Annotated in this window: 20 protein-coding genes; 3 read left to right on the plus strand and 17 right to left on the minus strand. The window is 61.3% G+C overall.

The genetic code is table 11. The features are described from left to right. Window positions 1-20: 20 nt before the first annotated feature. The 17 genes from ACKUG4_RS21990 to ACKUG4_RS22070 all read right to left on the minus strand — a co-directional run bounded on the left by ACKUG4_RS21990 (window position 21) and on the right by ACKUG4_RS22070 (window position 22,901). The gene (locus ACKUG4_RS21990; protein ID WP_064594315.1) at window positions 21-749 is read right to left on the minus strand and encodes a cephalosporin hydroxylase family protein; all 729 of its coding nucleotides are present in this window, start codon (window positions 747-749) and stop codon (window positions 21-23) included. A gap of 30 nt (window positions 750-779) precedes the next feature. Beyond that, complete coding sequence (locus ACKUG4_RS21995) at window positions 780-1,445, minus strand: acetyltransferase (protein ID WP_064594314.1); 666 nt, start codon at window positions 1,443-1,445, stop codon at window positions 780-782. Beyond that, window positions 1,442-2,563 carry a DegT/DnrJ/EryC1/StrS family aminotransferase gene (locus ACKUG4_RS22000; RefSeq protein WP_445434827.1) on the minus strand — a complete coding sequence of 374 codons (1,122 nt, stop codon included), beginning with the start codon at window positions 2,561-2,563 and terminating at the stop codon, window positions 1,442-1,444. Before ACKUG4_RS22000 ends, ACKUG4_RS21995 begins: the two co-directional genes overlap by 4 nt. Further along, window positions 2,560-3,786: a methyltransferase domain-containing protein gene (locus ACKUG4_RS22005; RefSeq protein WP_445434828.1), complete on the minus strand. Its 1,227-nt coding sequence runs from the start codon at window positions 3,784-3,786 to the stop codon at window positions 2,560-2,562. The genes ACKUG4_RS22000 and ACKUG4_RS22005 overlap by 4 nt, the downstream gene beginning before the upstream one ends. Continuing rightward, window positions 3,783-4,343 carry a dTDP-4-dehydrorhamnose 3,5-epimerase gene (rfbC, locus tag ACKUG4_RS22010; RefSeq protein WP_085611546.1) on the minus strand — a complete coding sequence of 187 codons (561 nt, stop codon included), beginning with the start codon at window positions 4,341-4,343 and terminating at the stop codon, window positions 3,783-3,785. Before rfbC ends, ACKUG4_RS22005 begins: the two co-directional genes overlap by 4 nt. Beyond that, on the minus strand, window positions 4,340-5,422 hold the full coding sequence (rfbG, locus tag ACKUG4_RS22015; protein ID WP_192563975.1) for a CDP-glucose 4,6-dehydratase: 1,083 nt from the start codon (window positions 5,420-5,422) through the stop codon (window positions 4,340-4,342). The genes rfbC and rfbG overlap by 4 nt, the downstream gene beginning before the upstream one ends. Beyond that, complete coding sequence (rfbF, locus tag ACKUG4_RS22020) at window positions 5,404-6,177, minus strand: glucose-1-phosphate cytidylyltransferase (protein ID WP_011333025.1); 774 nt, start codon at window positions 6,175-6,177, stop codon at window positions 5,404-5,406. Before rfbF ends, rfbG begins: the two co-directional genes overlap by 19 nt. Window positions 6,178-6,432: 255 nt before the next feature. Further along, on the minus strand, window positions 6,433-8,841 hold the full coding sequence (locus ACKUG4_RS22025) for a calcium-binding protein (RefSeq protein ID WP_445434829.1): 2,409 nt from the start codon (window positions 8,839-8,841) through the stop codon (window positions 6,433-6,435). A 191-nt stretch (window positions 8,842-9,032) separates the two neighbouring features. Beyond that, window positions 9,033-12,629, minus strand: a complete 3,597-nt coding sequence (locus tag ACKUG4_RS22030) for a glycosyltransferase (protein ID WP_445434830.1) — start codon at window positions 12,627-12,629, stop codon at window positions 9,033-9,035. Window positions 12,630-12,741: 112 nt separating this feature from the next. After that, on the minus strand, window positions 12,742-14,313 hold the full coding sequence (locus ACKUG4_RS22035) for a flagellar hook-associated protein 3 (RefSeq protein ID WP_064594294.1): 1,572 nt from the start codon (window positions 14,311-14,313) through the stop codon (window positions 12,742-12,744). A 13-nt stretch (window positions 14,314-14,326) separates the two neighbouring features. Beyond that, window positions 14,327-16,372, minus strand: coding sequence for a flagellar hook-associated protein FlgK (gene flgK / locus ACKUG4_RS22040; protein WP_440814257.1), 2,046 nt, complete (start codon window positions 16,370-16,372; stop codon window positions 14,327-14,329). Window positions 16,373-16,393: 21 nt separating this feature from the next. Continuing rightward, on the minus strand, window positions 16,394-17,686 hold the full coding sequence (flgJ, locus tag ACKUG4_RS22045; protein ID WP_064594290.1) for a flagellar assembly peptidoglycan hydrolase FlgJ: 1,293 nt from the start codon (window positions 17,684-17,686) through the stop codon (window positions 16,394-16,396). 11 nt (window positions 17,687-17,697) lie between these two features. Beyond that, a complete protein-coding gene (locus tag ACKUG4_RS22050; RefSeq protein ID WP_039765528.1) occupies window positions 17,698-18,786 on the minus strand; it encodes a flagellar basal body P-ring protein FlgI in 1,089 nt (362 codons plus the stop codon). Window positions 18,787-18,813: 27 nt separating this feature from the next. Next, entirely contained in the window at window positions 18,814-19,509 is a 696-nt protein-coding gene (gene flgH, locus ACKUG4_RS22055) for a flagellar basal body L-ring protein FlgH (protein ID WP_039765527.1), read from the minus strand. 53 nt (window positions 19,510-19,562) lie between these two features. Continuing rightward, window positions 19,563-20,348 (minus strand): flagellar basal-body rod protein FlgG, encoded by a 786-nt coding sequence (flgG, locus tag ACKUG4_RS22060; RefSeq protein WP_039765524.1) that lies wholly within the window; start codon window positions 20,346-20,348, stop codon window positions 19,563-19,565. A 45-nt stretch (window positions 20,349-20,393) separates the two neighbouring features. Continuing rightward, window positions 20,394-21,134 (minus strand): flagellar basal-body rod protein FlgF, encoded by a 741-nt coding sequence (locus ACKUG4_RS22065; protein ID WP_007958343.1) that lies wholly within the window; start codon window positions 21,132-21,134, stop codon window positions 20,394-20,396. Between the two features lie 204 nt (window positions 21,135-21,338). Beyond that, entirely contained in the window at window positions 21,339-22,901 is a 1,563-nt protein-coding gene (locus ACKUG4_RS22070) for a sigma-54-dependent phenylalanine hydroxylase transcriptional regulator PhhR (RefSeq protein ID WP_011333015.1), read from the minus strand. Between the two features lie 280 nt (window positions 22,902-23,181). On the opposite strand from ACKUG4_RS22070, the gene phhA reads away from it, so the two are divergent. The 3 genes from phhA (at window position 23,182) to ACKUG4_RS22085 (ending at window position 25,633) form a co-directional block, all read left to right on the plus strand. Beyond that, entirely contained in the window at window positions 23,182-23,973 is a 792-nt protein-coding gene (gene phhA / locus ACKUG4_RS22075) for a phenylalanine 4-monooxygenase (RefSeq protein WP_011333014.1), read from the plus strand. 110 nt (window positions 23,974-24,083) lie between these two features. Next, window positions 24,084-24,440 (plus strand): 4a-hydroxytetrahydrobiopterin dehydratase, encoded by a 357-nt coding sequence (locus tag ACKUG4_RS22080; RefSeq protein ID WP_003222798.1) that lies wholly within the window; start codon window positions 24,084-24,086, stop codon window positions 24,438-24,440. Beyond that, entirely contained in the window at window positions 24,440-25,633 is a 1,194-nt protein-coding gene (locus ACKUG4_RS22085; protein ID WP_445434831.1) for an amino acid aminotransferase, read from the plus strand. Before ACKUG4_RS22080 ends, ACKUG4_RS22085 begins: the two co-directional genes overlap by 1 nt. Window positions 25,634-25,789: the final 156 nt, after the last annotated feature.

Here is a 25,789-nt window from a genome sequence, read left to right on the forward strand (position 1 = left end):
CTCAACGTTGTTTTTGTCGATTAACGAACGCGACGCAGATAGCCATCCGGCGCGACAGTGATCAGCAACTTGCTGTGAATGGCCTGATCGATTTCGAAATCGCTGTTCTCTTCCAGGTAGGCCCACACAGCGGTTTTCGGGTTGTCACCCTTGCCCCACGGACGATCCGGGAAGGCGTCTTCGGGCATGTCTTCGACCACGGTGTCCATCACCACGCAATAGCTGCCCACCGACACCAGTGGTGCGTACAGGCGCAGCTCTTCGAGGACGTGTTCGTGGGTATGGTTGGAGTCCAGCACCACCAGCACTTTCTTGCCCTGCACGCGATCACGTACCTGGTCGACGATGGCGGTATCGATGCTCGAACCCTGGATCATGCTGATCCGCTTGAACATCGGGTGCGCTTCAATGGCTTCGCGGTTGTGCTGGCGGATGTCGATGTCGACGCCCAGCACTTCGCCGTGACCGATCAGTTCGAGGATCGAGGCGTAGAACACCAGCGAACCGCCGTGGGCGATCCCGGTTTCAACGATCACGTCCGGACGCAGGTTCCAGATGATTTCCTGCATGGCGACCATGTCCTGCGGGAACTGAATGATCGGCCGGCCCATCCAGCTGAAGTTGTAGGTGTACTTGTGTTTTGCGGTGGTGCCGACCCAGCCCAGCGATTCGGTTTGCAGTGCCTTGTCCTGTTGCAGGCCTTCGATGTTGGCTTTTACTTCTTCGCGAAACTGCTCATGTGGATTCATTGCGACTCTCCAAAAATTCGGGAAAACGGCTTACCTGAACACCCTGGCGTCAGGGTATGGCACGGTGTTGGTCTTGATGATCCTGGCGGGATTGCCCACCACGACCGAAAAATCCGGAACGTCTTTTGTCACCACGGCACCGGCGCCGATGGTCACCCAGCGACCGATGCGCAGGCGCGGCAGGATCGTGGCGTTGGTACCGATAAACGTGCCGTCGCCGATTTCCACACAGCCGGCGATGCACACGCCCGGCGCCATGAACACCGAGTGACCGATTCGCCCCTCATGTCCCACGACGCTGCCGGCGCTGATGCTGGTGTTGTCGCCGAGTTCGACTTCGGCCTGCATCAACACGCCTTCCTGCAGATAACTGCCCTGCCCCATGCGGATCATGCTCAGATCGATGCCGGGATGAATGAACTGACCAAGCTTCGCCCCTGCATCTACCAACTGACACGTGGTTTCGTAGCGTAACCGGGTACTGCCGGTGATCAGATTGACGAAGCGCACGTCCGGCCCATTGAGCTCGGCGACCCGCTCCGAACCACCCACCACCGGCACCCCGTAAAACATCGTGTGGTGCTTGCGCGGATCGTTGTCCAGAAACGCGAATTCGACATTCGGCGTACTGCGTTTGACCGCGTGCAGCATGCGTACCGCTTCCGGGTTGGCGGCCCCCAGCAGATACATCTTCACGGCGCGGGCCTGCTTGCCAGCAAGTCCAGCACCACTTGCACGACGCGCTGCTGATCGGCGTCGGTCATGTCGTGATAGCTCGGCAGGTTGAAGGCGCGCTCCGGCAGGGCGAATGACACCGGCGTGTCAACGTTGTGCCCGCTGAACATCGGCAGCGTCGACAGCGGCCAGAAGAACACCCGGGCATCGATGTCGGCGGCCTGGAACGCTGCGATCAACTGGTCGCGATGGATACCGGTGTCGGCATCGAACACCACGGTCGGCATCCAGTAACCGTTGCGCCCGTGAGCCGGCTCGGGATTGAGCGACACACCCGGCACGCCTTCCAGCGCCTGCGCATAGTTGGCAAAGATCGCCCGCTTGCGCGCGATCAACTCTTCGATCCGCTCGACCTGTGCGCAACCGACGGCCGCCTGCAGGTTGCTCATCTTGTATTTGAAACCGACGAACTCGGGCCAGAACTGCTTGGTGCAGCCGGCCACCCGACCGTGGTTGGACAGGGTCAGCACGCGCTCGTACAAGGCCTTGTCCGAGGTGACGAACATCCCGCCCTCGCCAGTCGTCATGGTCTTGGTGCCATGGAACGAAAAAGCCCCGAAAGCACCGAGCGAGCCCGCCGCCCTGTCGCGCCACTGCGAACCGATGGCTTCGGCTGCATCCTCGATCACGGGAATGCCGAATTCCTTGCCGATGGCCAGCAAGGCATCCATGTCGCACAGATTGCCGTACAGATGCACCGCCAGGATGGCTTTGGTGCGCGGGCCGATCGCGTTTCTGACCTGCTGCGGGTCGAGGCACCAGCTGTCGGCCAGCACATCGACGAACACCGGCGTGGCGCCCAGATAAGTGATGGGCGCCGCCGAGGCGATCCAGTTGGTGTTGCCAAGGATCACTTCATCGCCTTCGCCGATGCCCAGCGCCGCCATGCCCATGTGTAGGGCTCCGGTGCAACTGGAGGTGGCGATGGCGTAGGTCGCGCCCAGGTGCTCGGCAAAACCGTGCTCGAAGCGGGTCAGGTATTCGTAGCAACGTGCGCCCCAGCCGTTCTGCACGGCGTCAAGGGTGTAGCGGGCTTCGAGTTCGCCGACGCTGGGTTTGGTGTAATGAATTCTGCTCATCGAATGCTCAACTCCGGAACGGCGACGACAAAGCGTGCGCCCCACGTTTTGGCCGAGGCCAGTTGCTGCGTGACTTCACTCAACAGGTTCCACGGCAGCACCAGGATGTAGTCGGGCTTTTCCAGCTCGATGCGTTCGGGCTCGACAATCGGAATGCGGCTGCCCGGCAGGAACTTGCCCTGTTTGTGCGGGTTGGCATCGGCGACCCAGGCCAGCAGATCCGTCCTCACGCCGGCGAAGTTGAGCAAGGTATTTCCTTTGGCTGCCGCGCCATAGCCGACCACGCGCGTGCCCTCGGCCTTGGCCTGCAACAGAAAACGCAGCAACTGGTGCTTGATGTTTTCGGCGGCCGGCGCCAGCGTCGCGTAGTACCCGGTGGTTTTCACCCCGGCGTCGAGCTCGGCCTGCAACTGCTGCTGCACGGCAGGCTGCACGGCGCGGCGTTCACCGTCCTTGCGCTGGACGAACACCCGCAGCGACCCGCCATGGGTGGTCAGCTGGTTGACGTCGAACACTTCCAGGCCATTGCGTTCGCACAGGGTCTGCACGGCGGTCAACGACAGGTACGAATAGTGTTCGTGATACAGCGTGTCGAACTGCGCGCCGGCCATCAGCGTCAGCAGTTGCGGGAATTCAAAGGTAGCGACGCCGGTCGGTTTGAGCAGCGCAGCGAAACCGCCGAGGAAATCGTTGATATCCGGCACGTGAGCGAGCACGTTGTTGGCGGCCATCAGGTCGGCGGCCCAGCCTTCGCTTTTCAGCTGGGCGGCGGTGTCGCGACCGAAGAACAGTTCACGAATCTCCAGGCCTTTTTCCCGTGCTGCCTGCGCGGTGCTGCGGGTCGGCTCGACGCCCAGGCACTGGATGCCGCGACCGGCCACGTATTGCAGCAGGTAGCCATCGTTGGCGGCGACCTCCACAACACGGCTGTCGGCGGTCAGGCCGAAACGCTCGACCATCTCGGCCACATAACGCTCGGCGTGGGCCAGCCAGGTGCTGGAGAACGAACTGAAGTAGGCATAATCGGCGTCGAACAGGCTGTCGGCCGAGGTGTAATCCTCGGTCTGCACCAGCCAGCATTGCTGACACACGGCGACCTTCAGCGGCACCCATTGTTCGGCCTGCTCCAGCCGATCGGCATGCACGTAGGCGTTGGACGGTGGCGAGGTGCCGAGGTCGATCAGCGGCAGGCTCAGCGGTGCGGCGCACCCACGGCAGTTCATAGACGCACTCCAGCAAAGTGTTGATCGAGCGCGGGATGGCTGGAATCACGCGCTGACAAATTATTGACAGGCAACGGCCAGGCAATCGCCAGCCGTGGATCGTTCACCGACAGGCCGCCCTCGTGCTCCGGCGCGTAATCGGCGCTGTGCAGATAAAGCAGTTCGGCGTCTTCGGTGAGGGTCTGGAAACCGTGGGCGAAGCCGGCCGGAATCAGCAGGCTGCGACCGTCGCCGGCCTTCAGGTGCTCGGCGTGCCAGTGCAGGAAGGTTTCGGAATCCGGGCGCAGGTCCACCGCCACGTCCCACACTTCACCGCGCAGGCAGGTGATCAGTTTGGCTTCCGGCGCATTGGCATTCTGGTAATGCAGACCGCGCACGCTGCCCTTCTCGCGGGTGCAGGAATGGTTGATCTGGCGGATGTGGAATTCGCTGCCGAACGCTTTCAGGCTGCCTTCGCAGAACAGCCGGGCGAAGTGCCCGCGCTGATCTTCGAAGCGTCTGTGCTGGACGCTGAACAACCCGGCCAGCGGCAACGGTTTCAAGGAAAACTCGCTCACAGCGCGCCCCGGTACAGGTTCAGTTGGCCGAGGGTCACGGTGCGCATGTCGTCGCCGTTCTGCCACGCCAGATGCCAGTCGAGGGTCTGGGTCAGGCATTGCTGCAACGACCAGCGCGGTTGCCAGCCCAGCACCTGACGGGCGCGACTGCTGTCCAGACGCAACAGGCCGGCTTCGTGCAGGTCACTCTTTTCGAGGCGCAGGCCACGGGCCTGAGGCCAGCGGTTGGAAAGCAGTTCGACCACTTCACCGACGCTGCACATGTCCGCTTCACCCGGGCCGAAGTTCCACGCGCCGGCGTATTCCGGGCCATCTTCATAGAGGCCGGCGGCCAGTTGCAGGTAGCCGGCCAGCGGCTCCAGCGCGTGCTGCCACGGGCGCACGGCTTGCGGATAACGCAGGGTCACCGGCTCGTCTGCCGTCCAGGCTTTCAGTACATCGGGGATCAGCCGTTCAGGGGCGAAGTCGCCACCGCCCAACACGTTGCCGGCGCGCGCGGTGGCCAGGGCCAGACCGTGCTCGGCGTACTTGTCGGCCGGGAAAAACGATGCCGCGTAAGACTGCGCCAGCAACTCGCAGCAGGCCTTGCTGCTGCTGTAAGGGTCGTGTCCACCGAGGGCTTCGTCCTCGCGGTACGGCCACAGCCATTCCTTGTTGGCGTAGACCTTGTCGGTGGTCACCAGCACGCAGGCCCGCACGCAACCAACCTGACGAATCGCTTCGAGCAGGTTGAGGGTGCCCATGACGTTGCTGGAATAAGTGCCGAGCGGATCGCGATAACCTTCGCGCACCAGCGGCTGGGCCGCCAGGTGCAGGACGATTTCCGGCTCGGTGTCGGCGATGATCTCGAGCAAGGCGCCGAGGTCACGCAGGTCGCCGCGCTGGTCGTTGATGCCTTCGCTCACACGCGCCAGTTCGAACAGGCTCGGCTCGGTCGACGGGTCGAGGGAGAAACCGCTGACTTGCGCACCGAGGCTTTGCAGCCACAGGGTCAGCCAACTGCCCTTGAAACCGGTGTGACCGGTGACCAGAACCCGCTTGCCGCGCCAGAATTCCGGACTCAGTCCCATTGCTTCCATGGGGCCTCCCCGCTCTGCCACAACGCTTCGAGGTGGTTTTTGTCACGCAGGGTGTCCATTGGCTGCCAGAAGCCTTCGTGCTGGTACGCCATCAACTCGCCGCGCTCGGCCAGACCGTCGAGCGGGCCGGACTCCCACGAGGTTTCGTCGCCTTCGATCAGCGGCAAAACCTTGGGCGAGAGCACAAAGAAACCACCGTTGATCCAGCCACCGTCACCGCGCGGTTTTTCCGTGAAACCGAGAACCCGGTCGCCGTCACGATCCAGCGCGCCATAGCGACCCGGCGGTTGTACGGCGGTGACTGTCGCCAACTTGCCGTGAGTCAGGTGGAAATCCACCAGCGAGCTGATATTCAGGTCGGAGACGCCGTCGCCATAGGTGAAGCAGAAGGCTTGTTCGTTTTCCAGATAGCGTGCGGCGCGGCGCAGACGGCCACCGGTCATGGTTTCCTCGCCGGTGTCGATCAGCGTCACGCGCCACGGTTCGCTGTAGTTCTGGTGAACGTCCATGCGATTTTCACGCATGTCGAACGTCACGTCGGAGGTGTGCAGGAAGTAGTTGGCGAAGAAGTCTTTGATCGCGTAGCCCTTGTAGCCAAGGCAAATCACGAAGTCATGAATCCCGTGGGCGGAATACTGTTTCATGATGTGCCAGAGAATTGGCTTGCCACCGATCTCGATCATCGGTTTCGGCTTGAGGTGCGACTCTTCACTGATGCGCGTGCCCAGGCCACCCGCCAAAATAACTGCCTTCATGGTCTCCCCTCTCGTTCGTCACAGGGCTGCGCGCTGCTTTTTGCGCATTGCGGCCTTCTGGCTAAACCTTTCTGCCGGTACGGGCGCAGGGGCAATGACCGCGAGCGCTCGTTTTATGGCGATTTGAGGGGGACTTGCAGGAAACGCGCCAGCTCCGCTGGCTGCGCGTCGGCAGGACATTTGCCCATGAAAAAAGGGAGGAAGCCGTTGCCGGCTTCATCCCTCCCTTCAAACAACTCCCGTGCGTCGACCGGATCAACCGAACATGGCAAACCCGTCAACAGCGGCCGGCAAATTGTAAACCTGACCATCAGCGGTCTGGATGTGCTCGATGCTATTGAAGCCCGCATACCAGCCCGCCAGTTTCACGCCATTGGTCGGTGCCCCGGTGCTGCCGTCATTGGCGCTGTGCAGATAGGCGTCGTCACCGATACGGGTAACGCCCAACTGGCTGGCGTTGGCAATGGCGTTCAGGATCAGGGTGTCGTTCAGGCTGGTGCCGCCGTCCTGAATCACCACCAGACCGGAGGTGTTCACCACGTAGGTATCATCACCCTCACCGCCATTGGCGAAACCACCGGATGCCTGCTGGCCGGCCAGATTGAGAATCAACCGGTCGTCACCCTCGCCACCGAACAACGAGTAGGTGCTGCCCTTGCCGGTCAATACGTCGTTGCCGATACCGCCGATGGCGCTGCCGTTGACTACCGTCACGGCGTCATTGCCGTCCTCACCGAACGCGTTGGTACCCAGATCGTTTTCAGCACTGACAATCACGTCGTCACCCGACCCGCCATATAACTGATCGGCCTGCGCATTATCGGCCACACCTTCGAGGCTGAACGGCCCGATATCGGATACCAGGCCGCCATAGATGACGTCGTTACCGTCACCACCATTGATCAGATCGCTGCCGCGCCCGCCTTCCAGCGTGTTGTCCGCATCGTTGCCGGTCAAGGTGTCGTCGAAATGACTGCCCATCACGCCTTCGATATTGGTCAGCATGTCGCCCAGGGCATCGCCACCCAGGTTGATACCGGTCTGCAGATTGATTTCTACTGCCGAGGCACTGGTGAGGTACCAGACGCTATCGATGCCATCGCGCCCATCGACCGCATCTGCGCCACCACCACCGATGAAGGTGTCATTGCCAGCCGAACCCATGAAGTTATCAGAATACTGACTGCCCTCGATCAGTTCGATCCCGGTGTATTCAGGCACCGGATTCCAGGGTTTGTACGCGGCCCCGCTCAGGTCGATCGTCATCGGCATGAAGGCGTATTTGAAACTCAGCAGATCCTGCCCCTGCCCGCCATCGAGGCCGAAAAACCAGGACATGCCGCTGGCGTAAAAGGTGTCGTTGAAGTCACTGCCACGGATGATCTCGATGTTCTGGTACGTATCGCCGTCAGCGATCCCTGAAAACTCCCGGGTCGCCCAGTTCAGCGTCATGGCGACCGTGCTGTCGCCGTAACTGAGCACATCGATACCGTCGCCACCGTCAAAGGAATCGCCCTTGTCACCGCCGAACAACACGTCGTTGCCACTGCCGCCGACGATCGTGTTCCAGGTGTCGTTGCCGTAGCCGGTGAAGTCGCCGGTCCCGGTATACGTCAGGTTTTCAACGAACGGATCCAGGTGCATCACAGACAGCGTGGTGTAAACCTGATCGGTGCCGCCCATGAAGCCCTCGACTTCTTCGATGGTCACACCGGTGCTGTTGATGATGTACACATCGTTCCAGTCGCCACCGGCCAGGGTCACGCCACCGATGTTGGCGGTGAACTGATCAGCATTGCTGGTGCCAATGATTTTTTCGACATTGCGAAAGGTGTCGCCAACTGCATTGATTCCACTGCCGATCTCGATGCTGACCGGCCCTGCGTTATGGTGATAGCTCACCGTGTCGTAGCCATCGGAACCGTCAATGATCATCGACCCTTCGAAGCGATAGATCAGATCATCGAACTTCGAACCTTCAATGGCTTCGATACCGGTGAAGGTGTCTCCGTAGGCAATGGTCAACCCGTCATAGTTGCTCCAGTCCGCGATTCTCACCCCTTCGGAACTGTCGCTGTAGCTGACGGTATCGAAGCCATCACCACCGACGAAGTGATCCGCCCCGTCGCCGCCCCACAGCCAGTCGTTGCCGGCACCGCCAATGATCTCGTTGTCAGTGTCACTGCCGTAGGCCTTGAAATCACCCGTACCGGTGAAGGTCAGCTTCTCGATGAAGAAGTCCATCTTGATGGTGTTGAGACTGGTGCGCAGCTCGTCGTAACCGCCGTAATTCTCTTCGATGATGGTCACGCCTTCACTGCCGACGATGTACACATCGTCCCCCCAGCTGCCCTCCAGCGTCACACCGGAGTTGTTGCTGGTGAAGGTGTCGTTCAAAGAGGTACCGATGACTTTCTCGACATTGAGCAAGGTATCGCGCTTGCCGTCGGCCACCGTGACAGTCAGTGAGTCCTGGTCGATTTCGACACTGACGGCCGAAGACAGCACGCGATAGTCCGCCGTGTCAAAACCCTCACCCCCGTCCAGCACGTCCGATCCGGCGCTGCCGATCAGCTGATCATCCGACCCCATTCCATAGAGTTCGTCATTGCCATCGGTGCCCACCAGGTAATCCACATCACTCGTTCCATTCACTACTGACATTGCTTCTTCCTTGCGTTGTTGTTGAACCGGATACCGTCAAAGAGCGCTGAGCGCCAGCTTGCTGAAAATAAACTTCGGACCCATGACTTCGGTCATCTCAAACGACGCCGAACGATAGGAACCAGCCTGAAAAAAACAAAACAGGCGACTGTAAAAGTCGCCTGTTTTGAGAAAAAGCCTGTACGAACCGATCAGTCCGCCAGCCAGCCGTTTTCCCAGTACCGTAGGTTATCCCCACGCAGCACGTAATCGCGCAGCACGACTTCACGCAATTCGTCACCCATGCGATAGCTCGCATCCGGATCGGCCAGGTGCATGCGGATCGCTTGCAGCCACTCATCCGTGGTGTTGGTCTTGATCCGGGTGCATGGCAGGTAACCGCGATAGGCCTCGGTGTCGGTGCAGATCACCGGGTATCCGCAGGCACCGTACTCCAGCAGACGCAGGTTGCTCTTGCAGTCGTTGAAAATGTGGAACTCCAGCGGTGCCAGGGCCAGGTCGAGGTTGAGGCTCGCCAGTTTCGCCGGGTACACGTCCAGGCCGATCACGCCGTGGAATTCATGCATGTACGGACGCAGATCATCCGGACACATGCCGAAGAACACCCAGTCGACTTCATTGGCCAGTTCACGAACAACGTCGGCAATCACGGCCAGGTCGCCGTGGTGGCTGGTGCCGCCACCCCAGCCGACCCGTGGTTTTTTCGAGGTGCGGCGCTGGCTGCGCAAGTCGCACCACATGTGTCGGGACAGCATGTTCGGAACGACCCGGATGTCGTTATGCATGCTCGACAGCGCATTGCCCAGCGGCGCCGTGGACACCACGACCCGGTCACACATGGCAATTGCCCGGCGGACGAGTTTTTCCATTTCGTCCTTGTTCGGCATGTTGCGGATGTGCGCATTGCGGTGCGGCACATCGATGACGTAGTCATCGAGCTCATAGATCCGCCGCGCACTGGAGTACTTTTGCAGACTCGGGATTTCGTTGATCGGCGCTTCGGCATAGCGCCCCTGCAAAATGATCACGTCCGGCGACTGACGCTCGACTTCAATGATGGTCGGCAGGTTGTAGTGAATGCGCCCCAGCGCGCGACCTGCTGCTTCCAGCTCGATCAAAGGCTGCGTCACGCGGTAGTGGCCGATGGCGGAGGCGTTGACCGGCAGCGCAAGGATCTTCGGCAGTTGTGGCTGGGAGAACGGAGTCCAGCCAGTACGCAAGCCTGGATCGAGACTGAAGCTCGACCCGCCAAGGCCGTTCAGCGACAGATTCTTGTTGTAGGCCGGGTCCCGCGCAACGATGGGCAACCAGCGCTTGTAGAACGTTTCCTGCTCCTTGCCGAGCTGCGCCTCTTCACCCTCTTTTGGCGTAACGGCCGGCTGCGCACCCAATGCCAGCTGCGCATAAGGCGTCCAGACCACCAGATAACCCTGCTGACCGACACGCAGGCACAAGTCCACTTCGTTCAGCGACTGCGCCAGATCCTGTTCGTCGAGGCCACCGACGGCCTCGAAAACCGACTTGCGCACCAGCAGGCAATCGCTGCCGACGGCGCTCAGGTCATGCGCCGCCAGCAGACGATACATATAACCCGTCGCCTGCAGCGATTCACCGAAAAACGGTACGCCGGCCGGCCCTTGCAGACCCAGAATCAGCCCGGAATGCACGATCCGGCCATCCGGGTTGAATAGTTTCGCGCCCACTACACCGACTTCCGGCCTTTGCGCATGATTGAGCATTTCCGCCAGCCATTCGCCGTTGGTGATCACGGCGTACGGGTTGAGCAGCAGGACGTAATCGCCACGGGCCTCACTCACGGAGAGATTGCGCACTGACGCCAGGTTGTCCTGCTGCGGGCAGTCCAGCACGCGAATCCGCTCGCTGCCCAATTGCGCCATGCCATCGAACCAGGCCCGGGCTTCGGCGCTCTCGCTGCCGTTGTCCACCAGCAGCAGTTCGTACTCGGCGTATGCGGTTTTCTCCAGCAGGCTCTCGACGCAGCGCTGCACCGCCGCCGTCTGATCCTTGCTGACGATGATGATCGACACCAGCGGCCGGCGGGCGTGGTGATAGTCGACCCGGTTCAACAGGTTCGACGCACCTCGACGGATGTCATGAGCGATGCCCAGCCGATCCAGGTGTGCGCCGACCAGTTGCGCATTGCTGTCTGCCATTTCCGGTCCCGACAGCCACTTGGCCAGGTCAAATGCCGACTCCAGCAACACCTCGGCGATATGACCGACCACTGGCGTGCCGCCCTCCTCGACCATGCGCCACAGCACATCGTGGGGTGCCAGTTCGCCAAACGACGAATCGAAACCACCCAGGGCCAGGAAACGTTCACGCTCGAACGCCAGCGCCCTGCCGACGTAGGGGTAGCTGCGCATCAGATCGAGGTTGAAGTCCGGCTTGAATACCGGCTCGGTCGATTCACCCTGGGACAGACCACCCTCATCGCTGTACAGACACGTCAAGGTACGCGACAACGCAATGCGCTCGGCCATCACCAGCAGCGCCGGCACCACCAACCGATCGCCGGCACGCAGCAGGTAGAACCAGTCGGCGCCATCGAGTTGCGGCAGCAGATCATTGATTTGTTGCTGCCAGTCATCCTGCAGCGGCATGCGCACCACGCGCTCGTCCAGCTGCACCTCGGTACAGGCCGCAGACAATACGATGGTCAGCTCGGACAAATACTCCTGGGCGGCCAGCGATTGCAACGTAAGATCCAGCGCCGAGCGACTGCCCTGCTCGTCAATGATCAGTGCAACGATTTTCGGTATACGCGGCCACGCGGCCAGTGTATCCGGCAGCAATTCACGCTGGCCTTCGGTCAGGTGGCGGCATTCGAGCCACTGCGCGTACAGCTCGGCGAAACTGACGCTGGAGATGCCCACGTGCCAATCCTGGGTCGTCTGCTTGGTACCCAGTGTCCGGCTCAGCGGCAGCTCTTCCCAGACACGCGGCGACTCGTCTGCCTTGGTCATCGGCACGTAGCGCACCCAGCCCGGTGCAGGCGCCGACTCGCCGCTGCGCGCCTTGAGCATCTGCGTCAGCCATTGACGCTCGGCCTCGATCGCATCGCGCATGGCCTGCTGACCGCTCAATCGTTCAGGGTACAGTCGCTCGACACTCAATACATGGTTCGAGACCACCATGTTGCCCCGGCGCAGCAGACAGACATACAGGGCGAAGTCCAGACTGGCGACAAAGCAGTGCCCCGGCTGGGTCAACGCCGGCAGCAACTCCACTACATCGGCGCGGCGAAACAGGGCATTGCTGAAACCGCCCAGAATGTTGACCGGAAAGTTCTCGAAGATCGCCAGCAGGTCTTCACCCTTGAACAGCCCGCAGGTCGGAGACAGCGGCGTGTTTTGCAGGCGTGACGGCAGCGGCCGATCGTCTGCGTCCCAGAACAGGCGCTGAGCCAGGACCAGATTGACATCCTGCTGATCGATGAGTACCTGCGCCTGACGCTCGACACAGATGCTGAACAACTGGTCGTCATCGCACAGGAATTTTATGAACTCGCCCTGAGCCTGTTCGAGACAGACGTGCAGGTTGCCCACCAGCCCCAGCGTCCGGGAATTGCGTACATAACGCACCGCCACGCCGCTGCTATCGCTCACCGAGTCGACGATGGTTTTGATCTCGTGACCACGACTGTCATCGCAGACAATGATTTCGAGATTGCCATAGCCCTGACTCACGGCACTTTGCAATGCCCGTTCGAAAAAACGCGGATTGAAGGCTGGAATGACGAGGCTGACGAGGGGAAGTGAATTCACGGCGGGCTCACAGGCGGTGCGAACCCGCCCAGAAAAGCGAGCTCTTGAAACCGCTAAGACATTAACTATTGAAGGAACAGGGCAACGCGGGCGCTTGCGCGCCCGCCTGCCGTCAGATCTTGTTGAACAGACCCAGCTGGCTGATTTTGCTGAACGCCAGTTGCGAGGCCTGCAGCATGGTCTGCTGCAGGGTCAGGCGGGTCATCACCTCGGCCGGATCGGAATCGCGGATCGAGCCCTGAGTGGTGGTGTTCGCCTGGATCAGGGACTCGTTGGTGGTGGTCTGGTCATCCAGCGACTGGCCACGGGCACCGATCGACGTGACGGCGGAACCGATCTGGTTGCTGGCGCTGTCGATGTTGCCCAGCGCCGACTCCATCGCCCCCTGGAATTTCTGCTTGGCGACCGGATCACCATCGATCGGTGTGTTCAATGCAGTGACCATCTGGCCCAGGGTGTCGAGCACGTTCTGGGTCTGGTGGTTGTTGGACTGGATCGAGAACTGGTCACCGGCGGCTGGCGTGCCGCCGATGGCGAAAGTCACGCCCGCAGCCGTAGCGTTGCCACCGACCACGGTGCCCGAAGACACCGGTTTGCTGTCGGCAGTGACAGGCGCCGCGTACAGGTCGAATGCCGTGGCACTCGTGAACTTCAGAACGGCGCCGCCGCCCGACGGGAAAGCGCCGTTGTAGGCCGCCTGGTTGGTCACGTTCGAACCGGTGATGACCGCGGTCGACGGGTTGCCCGGGCTGCGCACGGAGGTGAAAGAGTCCGGTGTGGCCGACAGCTGGAAGCTGTGACCGGCAATGACCGCGTCCGGGTTGGTATCACCTGGCTTGAGGTTGATGTTCAGTTTCAGATCGACACCACGGAAACTGACCGTCTGGTTGGCACCGTTGCTGTTGGTGATCGCACCGTTCTGACTGGCTTCGGTGGTTACGTCATTGCCCAGGGCATCGGTGATCTTGATCTGAGTGCTGCTGATGAAATCCACGGTGTACGGCTGGCCGGCCGTGAATTTGGCGTTGTAAGTCGCAGCGGTACCCACGATACCGTTGGTCAGCACCACACGACCGTCATCGACCGCCGGAGCCGTCATGCTGGTTTGGGTCCGGGCGGTATTGATGGTCTGCTGGAAGGCATCCCAACCGGTGGTGTTGGTGGCCACCGACAGGCCGTCGCCAATGCCCAGGTTGATCTGGGTCTGGTCGCCGTTGTAGGTGTAGGTGCCATCGGCGTTCTGCGAGTACGGCGCGGTATCGGTTTTCGAACCGGAGAACAGGTAGTTGCCGTTGGCGTCCTTGGAGTTCATCAGGCCCAGCACCTGCTGCTGGATCTGGCCAAGTTCCGCGGCGTAAGCCTGGCGGTCCTTGTCGGTGGCGATGCCGTTGTTGGCCGCCAGACCGATTTCCTTGGCACGTGCCAGAGCGGTGGTGATGGCGCTCAGGGTGGACTCCTGAACGGTCAACGAGCTCTTGGTGGTGTCAATGTTGCCTTTGTACTGCTCGAGCATTGCGGCCTGCTGGCCCAACTTCAGCAAACGACCAGCCCCGATCGGATCGTCGGCGGCGGTGTTGATGCGCTGCAGGCTGCTGGCTTCGTTGGCGGTCGCGACCGTCTTGCTGTAGTTGCGCTGATATTGGGCAGCTTGTGTCGCGTAATACTGGGCGGTGGAAATGCGCATGAATTACGGCTCCTTAAAGGCTGTTGATCAGCGTGGCGAAGGTTTCCTGCGCAGCTTTGATGATCTGCGAAGACGCTGTGTAGTACTGCTGATACTTGACCAGGTTGCCGGTCTCTTCATCCAGGTTGACCTGGGACAGCGAGTCCCGCGCACCCTGGGCCTGATCCAGAATCACCGTGGTGGCCGCACCGTCGGACTTGCTCTGGGCCGCCTGGGTACCGACGTTGGTCACCAGTTTGTTGTAGGCGTCGGTCAGGCTGATGCCCTTGCTCGCCGTGCCGGTGTCGACGGTCTGTTTGGTCTGCAAACCGACCAGTGCCTGGGCGTTGCGGTTGTCCGAAGAAGCTGCGCCGGTCAGGTTGATGGTGAAGGTTTCGCCGGACTTCGGCGTCGCGCCCACGGTAGTCTGCACGGTGAAGGTCTTTTGCACGTTCGGGATGACGGTGGTGTCCATCACCGGAGCACCGGTGGAGTCGACCATGCCGATCTTCAGGTTCAGGGTGTTCGCCTGACCGGGAACGATGACGCCGGAACCGATCGTGGCACCCTTGGCATCAACCATGTTGTAAGTCTGGCTGCCGCTGGTGGTGGCACCGAATACCAGTTTGACCGGGGTCGAATACTTGAGCGCGTTCTGCAGCTCCGCCTGGGACGCCGGGTTGTAGATATCGACGACGTCAGTCAGCGTCGGCTGAGTGTAGGTGCCTGAGTTGTTGGCACTGGCCACGCCGGTCAACGGTGCGGCTGCCGCGATTTTCTTCGGGTCGGTGAGCACGGTCTGGATGCTGGCCGCCGCGTTGCGGGTCGGGGTGACCTTGAACGTGTCGCCGGCACTCAGGGCACCACCGTTCAGGGCCAGGGTAAAGCCGTCGATTACCGGAGGCGGCGTGGTCGTGGTGCTGAACGAACCCATGTCGGTGCCGTCGGAGCGCTTGACCGTGTAATTGGTCGCGCTGGTGAAGGTGACCTGGTAGTCGCTGGTGGTCAGCTTGCCGGTGTCCTTGATGGTGACATCAAGGTTGCCCGAACCTGCGCTGTTGCCGGACTGGGCAATACTGCGCTGGCTGATCAGGGCGGCACTGTTGATGTCGTTGAAAATCGCCGCGCCAAAGTCACCGTTCTTGTCGATGCCCTGGGCTTGCTGGCGGTTGATCTGGTCGGCAACGACCAGTGCCACACGGCCCAACTCGTTGAGTGCAGGATCGAGCACTTCCTTGCGATAAGTCAGCAGACCGCCGATTTCACCACCGGTCATCGCCGAGGTGATGTCGATGGTGCTCGAACCACGATCCATCTGGATGCCCATGCGCGATGGGTCACCCTTGAGCGGCACGGTGCTCAGGGTATTGGTGGTATTGCCGATGACCAACGGCTGGCCGCTGCCGATGTAGACGTCGAAGCTGGTGCCACGCTCAACGACTTGCGCGCCGGTCAGCTCGGAGAGCTGACGCACGGCTTCGTTACGGCTGTCGAGCAGATCGTTCGGCTGGCCGCCGCTGGTGGAGATCTCGCCGATCTTCTGGTTCAGCGTGGCAATCGAGGTTGCCAGCTTGTTCACCTGGGACGCCATGTCGGACAGGTTGCCATTGAGCGTGGCGTTCTGATCGTTCATCTGCTTGGCCAGCGCGTTGAAGCGACTGGTCAGGGCCTGCGCGCCGGTCAGTACCGACTGACGGGAAGTGTCGTCGGTGGCCGAGGTCGATACGCCTTGCATCGAGGTGAAGAATTTCTGCAGCACGCCGGTCAGGCCGGTGTTGGTGTCGGACAGCGAGCCGTCCAGTGCGGTGGCCTGCGCACCGAAAGCGGCGGCTTCGCTATTGAGCGACGTGGCGGTACGCAGCTGCGATTCAAGGTAGGAGTTGTACACCCGACGCACGTCGGCGAGGGTCGTACCGGTACCGATGAACACGTTACCGTACTGAATCGAGGACTTGGTGCCCTGCACGGTTTGCTGGCGCGAATAACCGGCGGTGTCGACGTTGGCAATGTTGTTACCCGTCACAGCCAGAGAGGATGAACTCGCGGCCAACCCCGACATCCCGATATTGAGCAAACTCATGATTCAAACCTTACCTTGTGTTTATAAGGGCGTTGTTGAAACGCCGGCCGCAGCGTAGTTCTGATTGACCGTCATCTGCCTGGCAATCTGCGAAATCTTCGTCGCGTAGTTCGGGTCGGTCGCGTAACCGGCCTTCTGCAATTCGCGTACAAACTGTTCTGGGTTATCGGCCGACTTCAGCACATCTTGATAGCGATTATTGCTCTGCAGCAACGTCACCAGATCGTGGAAGCTGTCCTTGTACGAGGCATAGGAACGGAACTCGGCCGTCTCCTTGACCATCTGCCCGTTGCGGAATTCGCTGGTGATCGCCCGGGCCGAATCGCCCTTCCAGTTGCTGCTCGCCTTGATGCCGAACAGGTTGTGACTGCTGCTGCCGTCCTGGGCGCGCATGACCGATTTGCCCCAGCCGGTTTCCAGCGCAGCCTGAGCCACCAGATAACGCGGATCGACGCCAATTCGCGCGGCGGCTTCCTGCGCCATCGGCAGCATGGTGTTGACGAATTCGTCGGCGTTGCCGAACGCTTTCTTTGCCGGTGCCAGCGGGATCTGCGCCATGGCGCGGCCGTAAATCTGCATCTGCCCGCCCGAGGCTTTATCTGCCTCGGCGCGGTCCAGCCAGTCGCCGTTGTACAGCGGGCCGGAACCGGTGGCAGCGGCGGCCGTGGCGCGTTGCGGCAGTTGAGCGGTCGCCGCCGGCGTGGCTGACGGCACCAGACCTGCGAGCAAGCGATCCGCCAGTTTCGGCGGCAGCGCCAGACGACGCTGGTTGATCATTTCCATGTCATTGCGATGGGTCAGTTCGGTGCTCGGCGCATGCACCGAACGCGACGCCCACAACGGACGCTCGCCATTGAGTCGCGACAACGGACCATTCGTAGCCACGGTGCCGGCGGCAATCGGCGTGGCCACGGCAGCGGCCTTGGCTTTGGCTTCTTCCTGCTTGGCGGCGGACGCGGCCGCAGCCTCGCCCGGCGCCATTGGTTTGTTCTTCGACATCTGGCGCATCAGCACGTCGGCGAGGCCGATACCCCCGCCCTCGCGGGACATGGAGACCGCCAGTTGCTGGTCGTACATTTCCTGATATTGCTTGGCCGCCGGCGTATTGAGCGGGTTGTCCTGGCCCAGCGCTTCAGTGGCCGAGCGCATCGACTTGAGCATTTCACCGAGGAACAGCGATTCGAATTCCTGCGCGACCTTGCGCATGTTCGCGTCGCTGTTCTTGTCGCCGACCTTGAGCTGGTTCAGACGATTGAGGTCGGAGTACGAACCCGAATCGCTGCTGCTGACCAGACCGCTTTTGCGCATATCCATGGTCGGCGTCCTCAGATCACGATCAGGTCGGCTTGCAACGCGCCGGCCTGCTTCAGTGCTTCAAGGATGGCCATCAGGTCACCCGGCGCGGCGCCGACCTGGTTCACCGCACGGACGATCTCGTCGAGGGTGGTACCCGGGCCGAACTTGAACATCGGCTTGGCTTCCTGTTCGGCATTCACCCGCGAGCGCGGCACTACGGCGGTCTGGCCGTTGGACAGCGGGCCCGGCTGGCTGACGATCGGGTCTTCGGTGATGGTCACGGTCAGGCTGCCGTGGGTCACGGCGGCCGGCGATACCTTCACGTTCTGGCCGATGACGATGGTGCCGGTACGCGAGTTGATGATGACTTTCGCCACCGCCTGACCGGGATCGACTTCGAGGTTTTCCAGGATCGACAGATAGTCGACGCGCTGGCTCGGATCGAGCGGCGCGGTCACACGGATCGAACCGCCGTCGATGGCCTGGGCCACGCCTGGGCCGAGCATGTCGTTGATCTTGTCGACGATGCGCTTGGCGGTGGTGAAGTCGGAACGGTTGAGGTTCAGCGTCAGGCTGTTGCCCTGGTTGAAACCACTCGGCACCGAACGCTCGACCGACGCACCGCCCGGGATGCGACCGGCCGACGGAACGTTGACGGTGATCTTCGAACCGTCACGACCTTCAGCATCGAAACCGCCGACCACCAGGTTGCCCTGGGCGATGGCGTAGACGTTGCCGTCGATACCTTTGAGCGGGGTCAGCAACAGCGTGCCGCCGCGCAGGCTCTTGGAGTTACCGATGGACGACACGGTGATATCGACCTGCTGACCCGGTTTGGCGAACGCCGGCAGATCGGCACTCACCGACACTGCCGCAACGTTTTTCAGCTGCACGTTGCCCGATCCCGGCGGCACCTTGATGCCGAACTGCGAGAGCATGTTGTTGAAGGTCTGCAGGGTGAACGGGGTCTGCGTGGTCTGGTCGCCGGTGCCGTTAAGACCGACCACCAGGCCATAGCCGATCAACTGGTTGGAACGCACGCCGGAGATACTGGCGATGTCCTTCAACCGTTCGGCTTGTGCATTGAAGGCCGCCGACAACAGGAACGCGGCCACCATGAGACTTCTGAAATTCAACGTAGCCACCTAGAAAGGGAACAGCGGGCTGAGGAAGAAACGGTCGAACCAGCCTGGCTGACTCGCATCGGCGAACGAACCGGTGCCCGAGTAGGTGATGCGCGCATCGGCGACCCGGGTCGAGGACACGGTGTTGTCGGTGGCGATGTCATCGGCACGCACGAGACCGGCGATCCGCACCAGCTCGTCGCCGGTGTTGAGGGTCATCCACTTCTCGCCACGCACGGCGATGATGCCGTTGGGCAGCACGTCGGCGACGGTCACGGTGATCGAGCCGGTCAGGGTGTTGCCCTGGGCCGCCTTGCTGTCACCCTTGGTCGCGCGGTCGCCTTCATAGCTGGCGCTCAGGCTCAGGTCATTGCCGCCGATCGGGTTGTTGGTGGTTGCACTGCTGCCGAACAGCGACGTCAGGCCGATGCCGGTCTTGCTGTTCTTGGCCACCTGAGAGTTGGCGTTCTTGCTGGCCTGGGTTCTCTCGTTCAGGGTGATGGTGATGATGTCACCGACCCGGAACGCCTTGCGGTCGCTGTACAGGTTCTGCTCGAAACCGGCCTGATAGATCGAGCCGTTGTTGGCGGCCGACGGCAACGGTGTGCGCGGCAACACCGGGGCGTAGTAAGGATCATTGGGCTTGGGCGTCGGAGCGACGCAGCCCGCGAGCGAGACGACCCCGCTCAATGCCACAACAGATACAAAGCGCTTCATGACCCTTACCTCACGGTGTTGCAGGCAGCCTCATGGCCGCCTCATAGACTTGATTACAGATTCTGCGTTACGAACGAGAGCATCTGGTCGGCGGTGGAGATCACCTTGGAGTTCATCTCGTACGCGCGCTGGGTGGTGATCATGTTGACCATCTCTTCCACGGTGCTGACGTTGGAGGTTTCCAGGGTGTTCTGCAGGGTGGTACCGAAACCGTTCAGGCCCGGCGTACCGACTTGCGGCGCACCGGAAGCGGCGGTTTCCAGGAACAGGTTGTTGCCCACCGCTTGCAGACCGGCCGGGTTGATGAAGTCAGCGGTTTGCAGGTTGCCGATCACTTGCGATGCGGCGTTGCCGGCGGTGGTGATCGACACGGTGCCGTCACGACCCACAGTGAAGGTCTGGGCGTTGTTCGGGATGACGATGGCCGGTTCCAGGGCGAAACCGCTGGCGTTGACGATCTGGCCGTTGGAGTCGAGGTGGAAAGTACCGTCACGGGTGTAGGACGTGGTGCCGTCCGGCTGCAGGATCTGGAAGAAACCGCGACCGTCGATGGCCATGTCCAGCGGCTGCTCGGTGGTTTGCAGGCTGCCGGCGGTGAAGTTTTTCTGGGTGCCGACGATGCGCACACCGGTACCCACTTGCAGACCCGACGGCAGTTCGCTGTCCTGGGTCGACTGGGCGCCTGGCTGACGCTTGATCTGGTACAGCAGGTCCTGGAACTCGGCGCGGTCACGTTTGAAACCCGTGGTCGACACGTTCGCCAGGTTGTTGGAAATGGTGGTCAGGTTGGTGTCCTGGGCGGACAGACCGGTTTTGGCAACCCATAGAGCCGGAAGCATTCGATTCTCCTCGTGCGCCTGTTTTACGGCGCGACGTTCTGATAATTAGCTGATCTGCAAGACCCGAGCCATGGCCTGGTCGTCGTCTTTGGCGGTGTTCATCATCTTGACGTGCAATTCGAATTGCTTGGCCAGGGCCAGCACCGACGTCATCTCTTCCACGGCATTGACGTTGCTCGACTCCAGGAAACCCGACACCAGCTTGACGTTGGCATCGGCCGGCGCAGGCTGGCCGTCCTTGGTGTAAATCGAACCGTCCAGGCCCTTGTTCATGTTCTTGATGTCCGGATTGACCAGCTTGATCCGGTCGACTTCGGCCATGACGCGCGGGCCCTCGCCCATCGCACGGATACTGATGGTGCCGTCTTCACCGACTTCCACCTGCTGCTCCGGCGGCACGGCGATCGGCCCGCCATTGCCCATGACCGGCATGCCGTTGCCGGCACGCAACACGCCGAGGGCATCGATATTGAGGCTGCCGGTGCGCACGTAGCTTTCACCGCCATTAGGGTTCTGCACGGCGATCCAGCCGTTACCCGACACAGCCACGTCGAGGTCACGACCGGTCTGCACCAGCGAGCCCGGCGTGAAGTCGGTGGCGGGCCGTTCGCTCATGGCAAACGCACGCGCCGGAAAGCTGTCACCGAACACCGGCATCGAACGTGCCTGCTCCAGGTCGCGCTGAAAACCGTTGGTGGAGATGTTCGCCAGGTTGTTGGCATGAGCCTTTTGCGCCAGTGCGTTCTGGCTGGCGCCGGTCATTGCCACATAAAGGTACTTGTCCACACTCTTTCCTCTGCATGCCGGGCGTTTGCCGCCCACCGCTGTACTGCTGAGCCATAAGCAATTTGCAGACCAACTTTTTTCTGGCGGCCCACGACCCGGTAAACAAAGGACTTGAGGGATTTTGCGGGGAGAAGGGAAATGTATCGAAGACGAAAAACCGGCGGTGTCATGCCGCTTGGCGGCAAACACCCGATCCGGCCGTGATCACTCCGACGCGTCCTTGCCGACTTCGTACTCACGCAACTTGTTGGCGATGGTCGTATGGGAAACCCCGAGCCGCTTGCCCAGTTGCCGGCTGCTCGGATGCTCGGAATACAAGCGCTCCAGCACCGCCTTCTCGAAGCGCCCAACAATTTCGTCGAGCCCGCCTTCGAGGGAGAAATCGCCAAGCGGCTGACGCACACCGTAATCCGGCAGGCGAATGTGCTCGGCCTTGACCGTGCCACCGTCGCACAGCGAAACCGCCTGGAACAGCACGTTCTCCAGTTGCCGCACGTTGCCCGGCCAGTGGTAGTGACTGAGCCGATCCATCGCCGCCGGCGCCAGTTTCGGCAGCGGGCAGCCGATCTGCCGACTGGCCTGATCGAGAAAGTGCTCCACCAGCGGCGTCAAACCGTCGAGGCATTCGCGCAGTGGCGGGATGTGCAGCGACAGCACGTTCAAGCGGTGATACAGATCCTGGCGAAATTCGCCGCGCGCGCACAGCTCCGACAGGTCGACCTGGGTTGCGCAGATCACCCGCACATCCAGGTAAACCTCTTCATCACTGCCCACCCGCCGAAAGCAGCCGTCCTGCAGGAATCGCAGCAGTTTCACCTGCAAGCGCGGGCTCATTTCGCCGACACCATCGAGGAACAGCGTGCCGCCCGCCGTCAGCTCCAGCAGCCCGAGCTTGCCTTCGGCCCGCGCGCCCTCAAAGGCACCGGGGCCGTAGCCGAACAGTTCGGTCTCGGCCATCGACTCCGGCAGCCCCGCGCAGTTGAGCGCCATCAGCGGCGACTGACCACGCGGGCTCGCCAGGTGGCAGGCCCGCGCCAGCAATTCCTTGCCGGTGCCGGTTTCGCCCTCAATCAACAACGGCGCATCCAGCGGTGCCATGCGTCGCGCTTCGCGCACCACCGCCGCCATCACTTTCGAGCTCTGGAAGATGCTGTCGAAGCCACGCAACTCTTGTTTGCGCACGTTATAGATGCGCTCGCCGACCCGGTCCGCGCGGTGCAGCGTCAGCACAGCACCAGCCATGGCCTCGCTGTCGTCGTGTTCCGATTGCAGTGGCGCGATGTCGGCCAGAAAGATGTCGCCCTTGACCTTGACCCGCATGCCGTTGATTCGCGATTTGTTGGCGCGCACCAGTTCCGGCAGGTCGAAATCCTCGGCGTAACGCGACAACGGAATCCCCGGCACCTCGTCCACCCGTACCCCGAGCAACTGCGCTGCCGCACGGTTGGCGGCAACGATGGAGCCGCCCATGTCGATCGACAGCACCGGAAACTCCAGCGCGCCGAGCAGCGCATTCAACTCCATGTGCCGCCGTTCGCTGGGCATCAACCCTACCCGCTTGACGCCGAACACCCCGGCAATCGCCTCGAACTTGGGTCGCAGCGCCTGGAACTGAATGTTGATCAGGTTCGGGCAATGCAGGTAGATCGCGTTGCCATGTTCACCGCCCACCTCGCCACGGGCGACGTTGATCCCGTACTCCACCAGCAGATTGAGAATGTCGCGCAGGATGCCGATGCGATTCTGGCAGTGGACTTTGATACGCATATAAAGGCCCGAAACAGGTGAGGCGGCGGTCTGACGCCGGAATTTTCTGCGCAGCGCGCAAGATAGTCGTCAAGATTATGTGACAGCCATCGGCCTTTTCAAACCCGACAGTCACCGTAAACACGACTTATCGCGCGAAGCGTAACGAAAATTTTACGAATTAAAGAGACTTTTCCTACTCAACCAGTCTTCAACCTGCTGCAACAACAAACGTTCCGGGGTATTTCTCAGTCCATCGCAGGACATAACAAGAACGAAATTCCCCTCGCAGGAGAGCAGTATGAAGCAGACGCAATACGTGGCCCGCGAGCCCGATGCGCAAGGTTTTATCGACTACCCCGCCGAAGAACACGCGGTGTGGAACACGCTGATCACCCGCCAGTTGAAAGTGATCGAGGGTCGTGCGTGCCAGGAATACCTGGACGGTATCGAAAAACTCGGTCTGCCCCACGACCGCATTCCGCAACTGGGCGAGATCAACAAGGTGCTCGGTGAGACTACCGGTTGGCAGGTTGCCCGCGTCCCGGCGCTGATCCCTTTCCAGACCTTTTTCGAATTGCTCGCCAGCAAGCAGTTTCCGGTGGCCACGTTCATCCGCACCCGTGAAGAACTGGACTACCTGCAGGAGCCGGACATTTTCCACGAGATCTTTGGCCACTGCCCGCTGCTGACCAACCCGTGGTTCGCCGAATTCACCCACACTTACGGCAAACTCGGCCTGCAGGCGACCAAGGAAGAACGCGTTTATCTGGCGCGTCTGTACTGGATGACCATCGAGTTCGGCCTGGTCGACACCCCGCAAGGCAAACGCATCTACGGCGGCGGCATCCTGTCCTCGCCAAAAGAAACTGTTTACTCGCTGTCGGACGAGCCCGAGCATCAGGCCTTCGATCCGCTGGAAGCCATGCGCACGCCGTATCGCATCGACATCCTGCAACCGCTGTACTTTGTCCTGCCGAACCTCAAGCGCCTGTTCGACCTGGCCCACGAAGACATCATGGCCATGGTCAAGCAAGGCATGCAGCTGGGTCTGCACGCACCGAAGTTTCCGCCAAAACCGAAAGCCGCGTGACCCGCGACTTTTGCTTACAAGTGAGTCTGTCCGTCGTCGCCACTTTGGTTTAGCGTGGCGACATTGACCGCCAATATAAAAAAACACCTTCAGATTTCAGGAAGTTCACCATGTCCACTTTGAACCAAGCCCATTGCGAAGCCTGCCGTGCCGATGCCCCACAAGTCAGCGATGAAGAACTGCCGATCCTGATCAAGCAGATTCCTGACTGGAACATCGAAGTACGCGACAGCATCATGCAGCTGGAAAAAGTCTTCCTGTTCAAGAACTTCAAACACGCGCTGGCGTTCACCAACGCCGTCGGCGAGATCTCCGAGGCCGAAGGTCACCACCCGGGCCTGCTGACCGAGTGGGGCAAAGTCACCGTGACCTGGTGGAGCCACTCCATCAAAGGACTGCATCGCAACGACTTCATCATGGCCGCGCGCACTGACGAAGTGGCCAAGACCGCAGAAGGACGCAAGTAATGCACTTCGACGCCATCGGCCGAGTGCCCGGCGACCCGATCCTCGGTCTGATGGAGGCCTACGCGCAGGATTCCAACCCGCGCAAGTTCGACCTTGGCGTGGGCGTCTACAAGGATGCCCAGGGCCTGACGCCGATCCCCGAGGCGGTGAAAATCGCCGAGGCACGTCTGGTCGAGAGCCAGGACACCAAGACCTACATCGGTGGCCACGGCAATCCGCTGTTCGGCAAGGTGATCAATGAGCTGGTGCTTGGCGTCGATTCGAAGCTGATCGCCGAGCAACGCGCCGGCGCCACCCAAACGCCGGGCGGTACTGGCGCCCTGCGTCTGGCGGCGGACTTCATCACCCAATGCCTGCCGGGCAAAGGTGTATGGCTGAGCAACCCGACCTGGCCGATCCACGAAACGATTTTCGCGGCCGCCGGGGTCAAGATCAGCCATTACCCGTACGTCGGCAGCGACAACCGCCTCGACGTCGATGCGATGCTCGCCGTGCTCAACGAAGTGCCGAAAGGTGATGTGGTGCTGCTGCACGCGTGCTGCCACAACCCGACCGGTTTCGACCTGAGCCACGACGACTGGCAGCGAGTGCTGGAGGTAGTACGCCGCCGTGACCTGCTGCCGCTGATCGACTTTGCCTACCAGGGCTTTGGCGACGGTCTGGAGCAGGATGCATGGTCGACCCGGCTGTTCGCCGCCGAGTTGCCCGAGCTGCTGATCACCAGCTCCTGCTCGAAGAACTTCGGTTTATATCGCGACCGCACCGGTGCGTTGATCGTCAGCGCGAAAACCGCTGACAAGCTGATCGACATCCGCAGCCAGTTGGCGCACATCGCCCGCAACCTGTGGTCAACGCCACCGGATCACGGCGCGGCTGTGGTCGCCACGATCCTCGCCGACCCGGAGCTGAAACGCCGCTGGGCCGACGAAGTGGAAGCCATGCGTCTGCGCATCGCCCAGTTGCGCAGCGGACTGGTGGAAGCGCTGGAACCGCACGGCCTGCGCGAGCGTTTTGCGCACATCGGCGTGCAACGCGGGATGTTCTCCTACACCGGGCTGTCGCCGGAACAGGTGAAGAACCTGCGTGAGCATCACAGCGTGTACATGGTCAGCTCGGGCCGGGCCAACGTTGCCGGGATTGATGCGACGCGTCTCGACCTGCTGGCCGAAGCGATCGCCAACGTCTGCAAATAGTCCCAACTGTGGGAGCGAGCCTGCTCGCGATAGCGGTGCATCAGTCAGCACAAATGTCGACTGACAAGCACTCATCGCGAGCAGGCTCGCTCCCACATCTGCCCTGCGTCACCCTGTCGCACTTGTCTAGACAATCCCGCCCGTCGAACCAAATGG

Origin of the sequence: Candidatus Pseudomonas auctus (genome assembly GCF_048654275.1) — a bacterium.
Lineage (GTDB): Bacteria > Pseudomonadota > Gammaproteobacteria > Pseudomonadales > Pseudomonadaceae > Aquipseudomonas > Aquipseudomonas pharyngis.

Coding starts and splice junctions, on each gene's coding strand:
- ACKUG4_RS21990 (WP_064594315.1), bottom strand. CDS start 749: ATGAATCCACATGAGCAGTTTCGCGAAGAAGTAAAAGCCAACATCGAA.
- ACKUG4_RS22000 (WP_445434827.1), bottom strand. CDS start 2,563: ATGAGCAGAATTCATTACACCAAACCCAGCGTCGGCGAACTCGAAGCC.
- ACKUG4_RS22005 (WP_445434828.1), bottom strand. CDS start 3,786: ATGAACTGCCGTGGGTGCGCCGCACCGCTGAGCCTGCCGCTGATCGAC.
- rfbG (WP_192563975.1), bottom strand. CDS start 5,422: ATGGAAGCAATGGGACTGAGTCCGGAATTCTGGCGCGGCAAGCGGGTT.
- rfbF (WP_011333025.1), bottom strand. CDS start 6,177: ATGAAGGCAGTTATTTTGGCGGGTGGCCTGGGCACGCGCATCAGTGAA.
- ACKUG4_RS22025 (WP_445434829.1), bottom strand. CDS start 8,841: ATGTCAGTAGTGAATGGAACGAGTGATGTGGATTACCTGGTGGGCACC.
- ACKUG4_RS22035 (WP_064594294.1), bottom strand. CDS start 14,313: ATGCGCATTTCCACCGCCCAGTATTACGCGACACAAGCTGCCCAATAT.
- flgK (WP_440814257.1), bottom strand. CDS start 16,372: ATGAGTTTGCTCAATATCGGGATGTCGGGGTTGGCCGCGAGTTCATCC.
- flgJ (WP_064594290.1), bottom strand. CDS start 17,686: ATGGATATGCGCAAAAGCGGTCTGGTCAGCAGCAGCGATTCGGGTTCG.
- ACKUG4_RS22050 (WP_039765528.1), bottom strand. CDS start 18,786: ATGGTGGCCGCGTTCCTGTTGTCGGCGGCCTTCAATGCACAAGCCGAA.
- flgH (WP_039765527.1), bottom strand. CDS start 19,509: ATGAAGCGCTTTGTATCTGTTGTGGCATTGAGCGGGGTCGTCTCGCTC.
- flgG (WP_039765524.1), bottom strand. CDS start 20,348: ATGCTTCCGGCTCTATGGGTTGCCAAAACCGGTCTGTCCGCCCAGGAC.
- ACKUG4_RS22070 (WP_011333015.1), bottom strand. CDS start 22,901: ATGCGTATCAAAGTCCACTGCCAGAATCGCATCGGCATCCTGCGCGAC.
- phhA (WP_011333014.1), top strand. CDS start 23,182: ATGAAGCAGACGCAATACGTGGCCCGCGAGCCCGATGCGCAAGGTTTT.
- ACKUG4_RS22080 (WP_003222798.1), top strand. CDS start 24,084: ATGTCCACTTTGAACCAAGCCCATTGCGAAGCCTGCCGTGCCGATGCC.
- ACKUG4_RS22085 (WP_445434831.1), top strand. CDS start 24,440: ATGCACTTCGACGCCATCGGCCGAGTGCCCGGCGACCCGATCCTCGGT.